This window comes from Serratia sp. FGI94 (genome assembly GCF_000330865.1).
Classification (GTDB): domain Bacteria; phylum Pseudomonadota; class Gammaproteobacteria; order Enterobacterales; family Enterobacteriaceae; genus Serratia_B; species Serratia_B rubidaea.
Genome location: NC_020064.1, coordinates 1,800,426 through 1,812,549 on the forward strand (window position 1 = coordinate 1,800,426; position 12,124 = coordinate 1,812,549).

At 65.3% G+C, this 12,124-nt stretch carries 12 protein-coding genes and 1 pseudogene; 8 read left to right on the forward strand and 5 right to left on the reverse strand.

Going from position 1 to position 12,124, the window contains the following annotated elements; translation table 11 throughout:
• Window positions 1–67 precede the first annotated feature (67 nt).
• Window positions 68–1,537 (reverse strand): NCS1 family nucleobase:cation symporter-1, encoded by a 1,470-nt coding sequence (locus tag D781_RS08210; RefSeq protein ID WP_015671846.1) that lies wholly within the window; start codon window positions 1,535–1,537, stop codon window positions 68–70.
• A 142-nt stretch (window positions 1,538–1,679) separates the two neighbouring features.
• Between D781_RS08210 and D781_RS08215 the strand changes: the two genes are divergently transcribed.
• From D781_RS08215 to puuE, 3 genes and pseudogenes are all read left to right on the forward strand, one after another.
• Window positions 1,680–2,396 carry a GntR family transcriptional regulator gene (locus D781_RS08215; RefSeq protein WP_015671847.1) on the forward strand — a complete coding sequence of 239 codons (717 nt, stop codon included), beginning with the start codon at window positions 1,680–1,682 and terminating at the stop codon, window positions 2,394–2,396.
• Window positions 2,396–3,138 (forward strand): annotated as a pseudogene (locus D781_RS08220) (aspartate/glutamate racemase family protein); the annotation flags it as partial. The gene D781_RS08215 and the pseudogene D781_RS08220, both read left to right, overlap by 1 nt.
• A gap of 27 nt (window positions 3,139–3,165) precedes the next feature.
• Entirely contained in the window at window positions 3,166–4,113 is a 948-nt protein-coding gene (gene puuE / locus D781_RS08225; RefSeq protein ID WP_015671849.1) for an allantoinase PuuE, read from the forward strand.
• Between the two features lie 376 nt (window positions 4,114–4,489).
• Here puuE and hpxZ read toward each other — a convergent pair whose 3' ends face one another.
• The 4 genes from hpxZ to hpxW are packed head-to-tail and all read right to left on the reverse strand — an operon-like array spanning window position 4,490 to window position 8,049.
• Entirely contained in the window at window positions 4,490–4,876 is a 387-nt protein-coding gene (hpxZ, locus tag D781_RS08230) for an oxalurate catabolism protein HpxZ (RefSeq protein ID WP_015671850.1), read from the reverse strand.
• On the reverse strand, window positions 4,873–6,270 hold the full coding sequence (locus D781_RS08235; RefSeq protein ID WP_015671851.1) for an AtzE family amidohydrolase: 1,398 nt from the start codon (window positions 6,268–6,270) through the stop codon (window positions 4,873–4,875). The genes hpxZ and D781_RS08235 overlap by 4 nt, the downstream gene beginning before the upstream one ends.
• Window positions 6,267–6,455, reverse strand: a complete 189-nt coding sequence (hpxX, locus tag D781_RS08240) for an oxalurate catabolism protein HpxX (protein WP_015671852.1) — start codon at window positions 6,453–6,455, stop codon at window positions 6,267–6,269. Before hpxX ends, D781_RS08235 begins: the two co-directional genes overlap by 4 nt.
• A gap of 10 nt (window positions 6,456–6,465) precedes the next feature.
• Window positions 6,466–8,049 (reverse strand): oxamate amidohydrolase, encoded by a 1,584-nt coding sequence (hpxW, locus tag D781_RS08245; RefSeq protein ID WP_015671853.1) that lies wholly within the window; start codon window positions 8,047–8,049, stop codon window positions 6,466–6,468.
• A 154-nt stretch (window positions 8,050–8,203) separates the two neighbouring features.
• On the opposite strand from hpxW, the gene hpxU reads away from it, so the two are divergent.
• From hpxU to D781_RS08270, 5 genes are all read left to right on the forward strand, one after another.
• Window positions 8,204–9,043 (forward strand): MurR/RpiR family transcriptional regulator HpxU, encoded by an 840-nt coding sequence (hpxU, locus tag D781_RS08250; RefSeq protein WP_015671854.1) that lies wholly within the window; start codon window positions 8,204–8,206, stop codon window positions 9,041–9,043.
• A 236-nt stretch (window positions 9,044–9,279) separates the two neighbouring features.
• Complete coding sequence (locus D781_RS08255; RefSeq protein WP_015671855.1) at window positions 9,280–10,065, forward strand: transporter substrate-binding domain-containing protein; 786 nt, start codon at window positions 9,280–9,282, stop codon at window positions 10,063–10,065.
• An 11-nt stretch (window positions 10,066–10,076) separates the two neighbouring features.
• Window positions 10,077–10,742 (forward strand): amino acid ABC transporter permease, encoded by a 666-nt coding sequence (locus tag D781_RS08260; protein ID WP_015671856.1) that lies wholly within the window; start codon window positions 10,077–10,079, stop codon window positions 10,740–10,742.
• Window positions 10,742–11,398 carry an amino acid ABC transporter permease gene (locus tag D781_RS08265; protein ID WP_162492780.1) on the forward strand — a complete coding sequence of 219 codons (657 nt, stop codon included), beginning with the start codon at window positions 10,742–10,744 and terminating at the stop codon, window positions 11,396–11,398. The genes D781_RS08260 and D781_RS08265 overlap by 1 nt, the downstream gene beginning before the upstream one ends.
• Entirely contained in the window at window positions 11,379–12,116 is a 738-nt protein-coding gene (locus tag D781_RS08270) for an amino acid ABC transporter ATP-binding protein (RefSeq protein ID WP_015671858.1), read from the forward strand. Before D781_RS08265 ends, D781_RS08270 begins: the two co-directional genes overlap by 20 nt.
• The last annotated feature ends 8 nt before the right edge of the window (window positions 12,117–12,124 follow it).

Genomic DNA, 12,124 nt, shown 5'->3' on the forward strand with positions numbered 1-12,124 from the left:
GTCAGCAATAAAATGGACAGATAAAAAAAGGCCGCGCAAGCGGCCTTTTGACGTTCTGGCGTACTCCTTACTCCTTCGGCAGCAGCGCCTTGGCACTGAAGCGCGGCGCGGCGGCCTGCTGCTCATCGCGCGCCAGCCAGCGGTAGGCCAGCGCCCCCAGCGCCACGCCGATAAACCAGCTGAAGTTGGCCACCGCATGCAGCGCTGGAATAAAGCTGATCGTAACGCCGACGGCGACGGAGGGCAGCAGGGCGGCGATGGCCTTCGGGTTAAAGCCGTGGCGATACCAGTATTTACCCGCCGGCGTGTCATTGAACAGATCGTCCACCGACAGCTGCTGGCGTTTAATCAGGTAGAAATCCGCCAGCAGAATGCCGAACAGCGGGCCGACAAACGCGCCCAGCACGTCCAGCGTGTAGTGGATCAGCTCCGGCGAGTTAAACAGATTCCACGGGGTCAGCAGCACCGAGCCCACCGCGGCGATCATGCCGCCGGTGCGGAAGCTGATTTTCTGCGGCGCACAGTTGGAGAAATCGAACGCCGGCGAGACGAAGTTGGCCACGATATTGATGCCGATGGTGGCGGTAATCATGGTCAGCAGGCCGATCGCCACCGCCAGGTCGTTGCCGACGCGGCTGACCGTTTCAATCGGGTCGGTGATCATGTGGCCGAACAGCGACTGGGTGCCGGAAACGATCACCACCGTCACCAGCGAAAACAGCACAAAGTTGAACGGCAGCCCCCAGCGGTTGCCGCGGCGCACTTCGTTCATATTCTTCGCGTAGCGCGAGAAGTCGCCGAAGTTGAGCAGCGGGCCGGAGAAGTAAGAGACCACCAGCGCGGTGGCGGTGATCATCTGCCACGCCTGCTCACCGGCGCTCAGGGATTTGCCGGCCAGGGTAAAGGAGATGCCGTCCGGGCCGGTCTGGTACACAATCCAGCCCGCCAGCGCCAGCATCACCACGTACACCGCCGGGCCGGCAATATCGATAAAGCGCTTGATGGCGTTCATGCCGTGCCAGAACACCATCGCCTGCAGCAGCCACATCAGCGCAAAGCAGATCCAGCCGAGGTAAGAGAGGCCGAGCAGTGAGCCGGCGGTCAGCGCCGCCAGTGACGGCCAGAACTTCAGCGCCACCAGCATCAGCGCGTTGGCCGCCAGATAGGTCTGAATGCCGTACCAGGCAAAGGCGATCAGCCCGCGGATCACCGCCGGGATATTGGCGCCGAACACGCCGAACGCCTGGCGGCAGATTACCGCATAGGGCACGCCCGCCATCTGGCTGGGCTTCGCTACCAGGTTGGCGCACTGCTGCACGATGCCGATGCCCGCCAGCAGACACAGCAGCACCTGCCAACTGGCCAGCCCGAGGGTAAAGAAGCTGGCGGCGACCACGTAGCCGCCCATGCTGTGCACGTCCGACATCCAGAATGAAAAGATATTGTACCAGCTCCAGTTCTGATCGCGGGTCGGCGCCAGATCCTCATTGCACAGCCGCGGGCTGTACGCCTGACGCGTAGTTTGTCTGTTTGGCATGAAACCTGCTCCTCTGATGAAAACCCTGTCGCGGGGATAGACAGGCTGAAGCAGGATCCAGGCCAGAATGTGCAAATTTGTATACAAAAAATTATTTTTATGTATACGATTTGATGCGCAAGAGTTAATTGGGAGTGAGGTGATGAAAAGCGAAAACCGCCTGGAAACGGCGTCCGGCCGGCCTGACAAGGATGAATCCATCTATCAGGCGCTGCTGAGCGCCATCGTCGAACATCAGCTGCCGCCGGGCAGCAAACTGCCGGAAGAGGCGCTGTCCGAGGTGTTCGGCGTCAGCCGCACCGGCATCCGCAGGGCGCTGCAGCGGCTCGCCGTGGTGCAGATGGTGCAGCTGACGCCCAAGCGCGGTGCATACGTCGCCAGCCCGACGGCGGAGGAAGCGCAGGATATTTTCCGCACCCGCACCCTGCTGGAGGTGGCGAACCTGCCGGAGGTGCTGGCGCGCTGCCAGCCGCCGCATCTGGCGGCGCTGGAGACGATTATCCGCGACGAGCAGCAGGCGCACGAGGCGCATGACGGCCCGGCGGCGATCCGGCTTTCCGCCGCGTTCCATATTCAGCTGCAGGCCATCTCCGGCAATAGCGTGCTGACCGAGATGGTGACCCGGCTGTGCCAGCGCTCCTCGCTGGCGATCGCCGTCTGGGGCGCGCCGTGGCGGCAGGGCTGCCGCTGCCACGATCATGAGCGGCTGATCGCACTGCTGCGGCAGCGGGATCTGCCGGCGCTGAGCGCCGCCATCGAACACCATTTTTCCCATATTGTCGCCAGCCTGCGCTTCGAGCGTGAGGAGCTTGGCCACCCCGATTTTGCCCGGCTGTTTGCCGCCGATAAGGAGCAATGATGTCCGCCGTTCGTATACAAGTGATCAATCCCAATACCGATCCCGGCATGACCGAAACCATTGGCGCGGCCGCCCGCGCCGCGGCGGCGCCGGGCAGCGAGATTCTGGCGGTATGCCCGGCGGAGGGCGTGCCGTCGATTGAGGGGCATTTTGATGAGGCGGTCGCCGCCATCGGGGTGCTGGAGCAGGTGCGGGCCGGCCGCGAGCAGGGCGTTGACGGGCACGTGATCGCCTGCTTCGGCGACCCCGGCCTGCTGGCGGCGCGCGAACTGGCGCAGGCGCCGGTGATCGGCATTGCCGAGGCCGCGATGCATATGGCGACGCTGGTGGCTACGCGCTTTTCCATCGTCACCACGCTGCCGCGCACGCTGATTATCGCCCGCCATCTGCTGCGTCAGTACGGCTTTAGCGAGCACTGCGCCGCGCTGCACGCCATCGACCTGCCGGTGCTGGCGCTGGAGGACGGCAGCGGGCGGGCGCAGCAAATGGTGCGTGAACGCTGCATTCAGGCTATGCGACAGGACGGCAGCGGCGCGATTGTGCTGGGCTGCGGCGGCATGGCCAGCCTGGCGCGGGAGCTGACGCAGGAGCTGCGCATACCGGTGATCGACGGCGTCGGCGCGGCGGTGAAAATGGTCGAATCGCTGGCGGCGCTGGGGCTGTCGACCAGCAAGCACGGCGATCTGGCCTGGCCGGAGCGCAAGGCGCTCAGCGGAAAATTTCAGTCCTTATATCCATGTTAATTACTCAGGAGGCACCAGGTCAGCGTATGGATCAACAGCCAGACACCATTAACCCGGACTACCCGCGCGAGATGCGCGGCTACGCCGGCCGGCCGCCGCATGCCGCCTGGCCGGGAGAGGCGCGTATCGCCGTTCAGTTTGTGCTGAACTTTGAAGAGGGGGCGGAAAACCACGTGCTGCACGGCGACGCGGGTTCCGAGCAGTTCCTGTCCGATATTATCGGCGCCGCCAGCTACCCGGACCGTCATATGTCGATGGATTCGCTGTATGAGTACGGCAGCCGCGCCGGGTTCTGGCGCATTCATCAGGAGTTCAGCCGCCGCGGGCTGCCGCTCAGCGTGTTCGGCGTGGCGATGGCGCTGGCGCGCAACCCGGAGATTGTCGCGGCGATCAAGGCCGCCGACTACGACGTGGTCAGCCACGGCTGGCGCTGGATCCACTATCAGGATATGGCGATCGACGAGGAGCGGCGTCATCTGCAGCAGGCGGTGCAGGTATTGACCGAGCTGTTCGGCAAAGCGCCCACCGGCTGGTATACCGGCCGCGATAGCCCCAATACCCGCCGGCTGGTGGCGGAGCACGGCGGCTTTGATTACGACAGCGACTATTACGGCGACGATCTGCCGTTCTGGACCGAGGTGACGTGCGGCGACGGCGAGCGCAAGCCACACCTGATCGTGCCGTATACGCTGGACGCCAACGATATGCGCTTTGCCACCGCGCAGGGCTTTAACACCGCCGAGCAGTTTTACACCTATCTGCGCGACAGTTTCGACGTGCTGTATGCCGAGGGGGAGAGCGCGCCGAAGATGATGTCGATCGGCATGCACTGCCGTCTGCTGGGGCGTCCGGGGCGTTTCCGTGCGCTGCAGCGTTTTCTGGATTATATCCAGCAGCACGACCGGGTGTGGGTCTGCACCCGGCAGCAGATCGCCGACCACTGGCGGCGGGTGCATCCCTGGCAGGGGAGGTAAAGCCGGGGATGACGAATGTCAACGCCGTAGCTAAATGGCCCGGTGATGACAGATTCGGGTGTTGACCTTTAGCGCGCATCACGGGCTGCCGAACAAGGAACCTGAGCCAGGGGCAACCGGACAGGGATGTCCGGTTGAGGCGGCACAGGCAGGGATGCCTGTAGAGCCGACCCGCCCGGCGACGGTGACGCAGAGAGGGCACCCGCGTAGCGGGCAGAACGTGCCTAAGCGCGGGCGCGGGTGCAGGGGCCGCGCCTACGGCCCCTGCAATTGCCGTTCACCTCAGTGACAGAGAAATACCGCACGTTTACGGCAATTCGATTTACACCGCTCTTGCATAAATTCCCATCAAATTTTACCGACAGGTTTCCCCCCGTTATTCCATTAAGCTCACCTGTGCCGCGACGATCCGCCAGCCGCAGGGGAAGCGCACCCAGGTTTGCTGCTGACGGCCGATGCGCGTGCTGCCGTCGCGGGTGAACTCGGTGCTGCAGACGGCGTAATCCTCACCGAAGGTGACGATCCGGGTATTCTGCAGTCGGCGAGAAAGCCCGGCGGCGGGACGCGCCGCGCGAAAGGCGCGGATGTCGCCGATGCCGTACAGGTTCTCGCCGGCCCCCAGCCGCACCGTGCGTTCGCTGTGCCAGAACAGCTCGTCCAGCACGGCGATATCGTTGCTGACCAGCGCCTGTTCGTAGCGGTCAAACGCAGCGGTCACTTCGGCCAGCGTCAGGGGATGGTTAATTTCCTGGGGAGCGATCATGCGGCCACCTCCGCGGCGTCGGCCACCGCAATGCCCATCTGTTCCAGCGCGGCGGCGGCGCGCAGGCAGGCCTGCTCGTTAAACGGCGCGGCAATCAGCTGCAGACCGATCGGGCGTCCGGCGGCGGTGCGCAGCGGCGCGGTCGCCACCGGCAGCCCGAGAAACGATATCGGCTGCGTCAGCATGCCCATACTGGCGCGTATCGGCAGCGGCTGGCCGTTAATCTCCATCTCCTGCGCGCCGATCGGCGTTGCGCTGCACGGCGTCGCCGGCGCCAGCAGCACGTCGGCATGGCGGAACAGCGCCAGAAACTGCTGCTGCGCATGGCGGCGGAAGCGCTGCGCCTGCACGTACCAGGCGGCGGGGATCATCGCGCCGGCCAGCAGGCGCTCGCGCGAGTGCGGCTCAAAACGCGCCGGTTCGCGCCGCAGGGCGGGCAGATACTGGTTGCCGCCCTCGGAGGCGCTGAGAATAAAGGCTGCGGAGCGGGCCAGCTCGGCCTCGGGGAATATCAGCTCCTCCTGCGCCTCCAGCGCCCGGGCGGCGCGCTGCAGCGCGGCGCGGGCATCGTCATCGCACCAGGTGGTGAAATAGCCACCGAGCACCGCGCAGCGCAGGCCCGCCATGCCGCGCGGCAGCTGCATGGCGGTCGGCTGGGCGGGGCGATCCGCCTGGAAGGCGTCCTGCGGATCGCTGCCCTGCAGCGCGTCGTACACCGTCGCCAGATCGCCGCAGCGGCGGGCAAAGGGGCCGATATGATCCAGGCTGGCGACAAACGGCTGGGTGCCCGCGCGCGACAGCCGGCCGAAGGTCGGCTTCAGGCCGAAAATGCCGCACAGCGACGCCGGCACGCGGATGGAGCCGTTGGTGTCGGAGCCGAGAGAAAAGTGCACCGTACCGGCGGCGACCGCCGCCGCAGAGCCGCCGGAGGAGCCGCCGGCGATACGCTGCAGATCGTGCGGATTGCGGGTGGCGCCGTAGTGGCTGTTCTCGGTGGTGAAGCCGTAGGCGTAGGCATCCATATTCAGCATGCCGGACAACAGGCCGCCGGCCTGCTGCAGCTGACGCACCGCCCAGCTGTCGACGGCGGCCGGCGGACGCTCGCTGAACAGCTGGGCGCCGGCCAGCGTGGTGTGCCCGGCCACGTCAAACAGGTTTTTCACCGCGTAGGGCACGCCCGCCAGCGGCGGCAGCGGCTGGCGTTGCCGACGCAGCGTATCGATCTGCGCCGCTTCCGCCAGCATCCGCTGCTCGGTGATCGCGGTCCAGGCGTTGATCTGCGGGTTGACGCGGGCGATCTCCTCCAGCGTGCGGCGGGCGATCTCCTGGGCGCTGAGTTCGCCGTTGCCGAGCGCCCGCTGGATAGCGCGGATGCTTAACTGATGTAATTTCATGCCTGATACACTCCTGCCACTTCCAGCCGCTCATCCAGCGGAAACGCCATCAGCGGCTCCGCCAGCGCGGCGATGCGGATAAACTGGCGCTGCAGTTCGGCACGCCGGGCGTCGTCCAGCTCCAGCGACAGAATTTGCTCCATCTGGGCGAGGTAGGCGCGCCAGTCCGGGGGTAAATGGGTCATGCTGTTCTCCTTAAAAACCGGCGGCGCTGCCGTTGCTGCGCGGGTCAAACGCCCCTTCCAGCAGGCCGTCAGGGTGGCGGACAATTGCGCCGGCGTGTCCCATGGCCTCGGTGAAGTCGGCCAGGACTTCCACCTCATGGCCCAGCGCACGCAGGCGCGCGATAGTTTCCGGGGCAAAGCGGCCCTCCAGTTTGAGCGACTCTGAGCTTTGTCCCCAGGTGCGTCCCAGCAGCCAGCGCGGGCGGCTGATGCTCTCCTGCAGCGGCGCGTTTTGCAGCACGTAGCGGGTGAACAGGGCCGCCTGGGTCTGCGGCTGGCCGTCACCGCCCATCGAGCCGTACACCATCACGCGGCCGTCGTGCAGGCGCGCGGCGGCGGGATTGAGGGTGTGGAACGGCTGTTTGCCCGGCGCCAGCGCCAGCAGATGCGCCGGATCCAGACTGAAGGCGGCGCCGCGGTTCTGCCAGACGATGCCGCTGTCCGGCAGCACCACGCCGCTGCCAAATTCATGATAGATGCTCTGAATAAATGAAACGGCGAGGCCGCTGCTGTCGATCACGCCCATCCACACCGTATCGCCCGGGCCTTTGCCCGCGCCCCACGGTGCAGCACGTCGTTCATCCACCCGCGCCGCCAGCGCCTGCAGCGCCGCCGGTTCGAGCAGCGCCTGGCTGTCGCCTGCCAGACAGGCGGGGTCGGTGATATGCGCATCGCGCAGGCCAAAGGCCAGTTTGGTCGCCTCCACCAGCCGGTGCACCGTTTCCGTCTCGTCCGCCTCGGCCATCGCCAGCCGATCGCTGATGCCGAGGATCGCCAGCGACGCCAGCCCCTGGGTCGGCGGCGCCAGGTTCCAGACTTCGCCCTGCCGGTGCTGCAGCCGCAGCGGTACGGTGCGGCGCGCGCGGTGCCGCTGTAAATCCACCAGCGTGACGGGCATGTCCAGCTGCGCCATGCCGGCCGCCAGCCGTTCGGCCAGCGGGCCGCGATAAAAACTGTCCAGCCCCTCCTGCGCCAGCTGCCGCAGGGTAGCCGCCAGCGCCGGCTGGCAGAAACGGCTGCCGGCCTGCGGCGGCGCGCCGTCCGGCAGAAAGGCGGCGGCAAAGCCCGGCAGGTCGCACAGTTCGGCGTATTTGGCCGCGCTGGCGGCGGCCTGCGAGGCGGTGACGGGAATGCCCGTTTCGGCGTAGTCGATGGCGTCCGCCAGCAGGCGCGGCAGCGGCAGCGCACGCCCGCACAGCTCGGCGGAGACGCGCAGCGCCTCATCCCAGCCGCTGACGGTGCCGGCGACGGTCAGCGCCGCACGCGGGCCGCGGTGCGGGATCTGCGTCAGGTCGGCATAGGCCGCCGGCGTGGCGAGCGAGCCGGCTGCGCCGCTGGCGTCGATGGCCAGCGGTTCACCGTCCGGCGGCACGATCAGCCAGAAACCGTCGCCCCCCAGACCGTTCATATGCGGGTAGACCACCGCGACGGTGGCGGCGGCGGCCACCATCGCTTCGATGGCGCTGCCGCCTTCCCGCAGTACCGCCAGCGCGCTCTGGCTGGCCAGGTGGTGCGGCGTGACCGCCATCCCGTGGGTCGCTACATTACTCTGCATGGATCGTCCTCGTGGTTATCGCTTGCCGACGAGGTTGCAAAAGTTGTTCCAAATCTGCCGACGGGCAGCGTCCGCGAAATTTTTTGCCTGCCGGTGTGCACGATGACGGGGTTTGACGCTATAGTCCGGTGAAACGAAAGTTACAGGGGCCGTAATGCAACAGCTTGATGAACGCCTGAAGGCGCAGTATGCCGCGCTGTCGCCGCAGGAACAGCGGGTGGCGGATTTTATCTTCGACCATTTCAACGACCTGATCAGCTATAACAGCGCGGAGCTGGCGCGGCTGAGCGGGGTGTCGAAGGCGACGGTCAGCCGGCTGTTCAAGCGGCTCGGCTACGACAAATACAAAGACATGCGCGACGAGCTGCGCACCCTGCGCCAGAGCGGCATGCCGCTGACCGACAACCGCGATGCGGTGCAGGGCAATACGCTGCTGGCGCGCCACTATAAGCAGGAAATGGCCAACCTGACCCAGTGGGTCAACGCCATCGATGCGCAGCAGTTTGCCGCGGCGATCGACGGCCTGGCGAACGCGCGGCGCATCATTATTATCGGTATGCGCAATGCCTATCCCGTCGCCTTGCACCTGCGTCAGCAGCTGCTGCAGGCGCGCGGACAGGTGCTGCTGCTGCCGCAGCCGGGGCAGAGCCTGAGCGAAGAGCTGGTGGACGCCTCGGCGGAGGATCTGGTGGTGATGGTGGCGTTCCGTCGCCGTCCGCGCATTGTGCGCCCGCTGCTGCAGCAGCTGCAGGCGGACGGCGTGCCGGTGCTGCTGCTGTGCGAGCCGCAGGCGCAGGCGCTGTTTCCGCTGGCGCGCTGGCAGCTGTGCGCGCCGCTGGACAGCGTCTCCGCCTATGACAGCTACGCCGCGGCCAACAGCCTGATTAATCTGCTGGCCAACGCGCTGCTGCATCAGCTGCTGGACAGCGGGCGGCCGCGCATCCATCACATCGCCACCCTTTACCAGCAGCTGGACGAGCTGGAACAGCGCTGACGGGGCGCCAGAATGGTGCTTTGCCTTGTTTTGGTGCGCACCCGGCGCGCGACTGACGCGTCGGTCGCCGCCACCGCGTTGCCATAATATTGCCGATTTACTGAAAATCAGCCGGTTACCGCCCGGACGCCGTTTCTTTGCGGCGTCGGCGTTGCGCCGCCTGCATTTGGCACATTAGTTGCAGAATTGGTTTTATGGAACCTTTTGTTTCATGCTAATTTTACGGGGAAACGCTAATGAGAAGAATCATCATCGCACTGGCCGGCGTCGTCTGCCTGTTGGCCAACATGACTGCGGCGCAGGCCGACCAGTGGCAGCGCATTGAGCAGCGCGGCGTCATCCGCATTGCGGTGCCGCAGGATTTTCCGCCGTTCGGCTCGGTGGGCACCGATTTGCAACCGCAGGGCTATGACATCGATATGGCGCGCTATCTGGCGCAGCAGATGAAACTGAAGTTGCAGCTGGTGCCGGTCAGCAGCGCCAACCGGGTGCCTTATCTGCAGACCGATAAGGTCGACCTGGTGATTTCCAGCCTTGGTAAAAATGCCGAGCGGGAAAAGGTGATGGACTTCAGCCGCGCCTATGCGCCGTTCTTCCTCGGGGTGTTCGGGCCGAAAACGGCGCCGCTGAGCGATGCGGCCGCGCTGGCCGGCCACAGCGTCGGCGTGACGCGCGGCGCGGTGGAGGACATGGTGCTGAGCGCCATTGCACCGGCGGCGGCGCAGATTAAGCGCTACGAAGATAACAACACCACGCTGTCGGCGTATCTGTCCGGCCAGGTGCAGTATGTCGCCACCGGCAACCTGGTGGTGGCGGCCATCAGCCGACAGAACGCGGCCAAAGCGCCGGTGGCGAGCTTTATGCTGAAAGACTCGCCCTGTTTTATCGGCCTGAGAAAGGGCGAAGCGGCGCTGAAGGCCAGGGTTGACGCGCTGATTGAACAGGGCATCAAGGACGGCACGCTGAACGCCCTGTCCGAGAAGTGGCTGAAAGCGCCGCTGCCAGCCAGCCTCGCGCTGTAAGGCGCGCAGCCATGACGCAACAACTGGATTTTTCCGCGCTCTGGCCGTATTGGCCGGAGCTGCTGGCGGGGCTGTGGGTCACCGTGCAGCTGACGCTGCTGGCGACCTGCGGCGGGCTGGTGCTCGGCATCGTCGGCGCGGCGATCCGCAGCGGGCGACCGGGCTGGCTGAGCCGCCTGTGGGGCGCCTATGTCGAGCTGATCCGCAATACGCCGTTTGTGGTGCAGCTGTTCTTTATCGTTTTCGGCCTGCCCAACCTGGGGCTGAAAATGACGGCGGGCGAGGCGGCGCTGCTGGCGATGGTGGTCAATCTGGGGGCTTACAGCACGGAGATTATCCGCGCCGGCATTCAGGTGACGGCGAAAGGGCAGTGGGAGGCCGGGCGCGTGCTGGGGCTGAGCCGCAGCCAGACCTTTATGCGGGTGGTGCTGCCGCCGGCGCTGCAGCGTATTTATCCGGCGCTGGTCAGCCAGTGCATTATCGTGATGCTGGGTTCATCGGTGGTGTCGCAGGTCTCGTATGAAGAGCTGACCTTCGCCGCCAGTCTGATCCAGTCGCGCACTTTTCTCAGCTTTGAGGTGTATCTGGTGACAACCGGTATCTATCTGCTGCTGTCCATCGCCATGCGTCAGCTGATGATGGCGGCGGGGCGTAAATGGCTGGGGGTGACGGCATGATGGCCTCTTTTACCGACTGGGATATTGTGCGCAACCTGCTGCTGGCCGGGCGCTGGACGGTGCTGCTGTCGCTAACGGCGTTTGCCGGCGGCGCGCTGGTGACGCTGCCGCTGCTGTTGCTGCGCCTGAACGGCGGCCGCCGGCTCGGCATGCTGATCCGCGGCTACAGCGCCCTGTTTCAGGGCACGCCGCTGCTGATGCAGCTGTTTCTGGCGTTCTTCGGCGTCGCGCTGTTCGGCGTGGACGTGTCGCCGTGGACGGCGGCGTCGCTGGCGCTGACGTTTTACACCAGCGCGTTTTTACTGGATATCTGGTACGGCAGCATCCGCGCCCTGCCGAAGGGGCAGTGGGAAGCCGCGCGCTGTCTCGGCCTGTCATTCGGCCAGACGCTGTGGCGGGTGGTGGCGCCGCAGGCGCTGCGCATCGCCATTGCGCCGACGGTGGGGTTTGCCGTGCAGGTGGTGAAGGGGACGGCGCTGGCGTCGATCATCGGCTTCGTCGAGCTGACCAAGGCCGGCACCATGCTGACCAACGTCACCTATCAGCCGTTCAAGGTCTTTGCGCTGGTGGCGCTGGGCTACTTTGTCTTGTGTTACCCGCTGTCGCGCTACAGCCGCTATCTGGAGAATAAATTCAATGCCTCTCATCACCATTAATCAGGTGCAGAAGTATTACGGCGACAACCACGTGCTCAAGGGCGTCGATCTGGATATCGCCATGGGGGAAGTGGTGTCGATTATCGGCCGCAGCGGCTCCGGCAAAAGCACGCTGCTGCGCTGCATCAACGGGCTGGAGGGCTACCAGGAGGGCAGCATCAAACTGGGCGGCATGACCATTACCGACCGCGATGCACAGGCGCGGGAAATCAGCCGCTCGGTGGGCATGGTGTTCCAGAGCTTCAACCTGTTCCCGCATATGACGGCGCTGGAGAACGTGATGCTGGCACCGCGTCGGGTGCTGAAGAAAAGCGCGGTGGAGTGCCGCGAACTGGCCGCCCGCATGTTGGAAAAGGTCGGGCTGGGCGACCGCCTGGACTTCTCCCCCGCCAGCCTGTCCGGCGGCCAGCAGCAGCGGGTGGCGATCGCCCGCGCGCTGGCGATGTCACCGAAGGTGCTGCTGTGCGATGAAATTACCTCAGCGCTGGATCCGGAGCTGGTCGGCGAGGTGCTGAAAGTGCTGGAGCAGCTGGCGGCCGAAGGCATGACGCTGATTCTGGTGACCCATGAAATGAATTTTGCCCGCGAAGTGGGCGACCGCGTGGTGTTTATGCATCAGGGGCGCGTCTGGGAGCAGGGCGACGGCAACAGCCTGTTCGCCAACCCGCAGACTCCTGAACTTAAACAGTTCATCTCCTCCGTACGCGGTCTTAACTAACCAAAGGA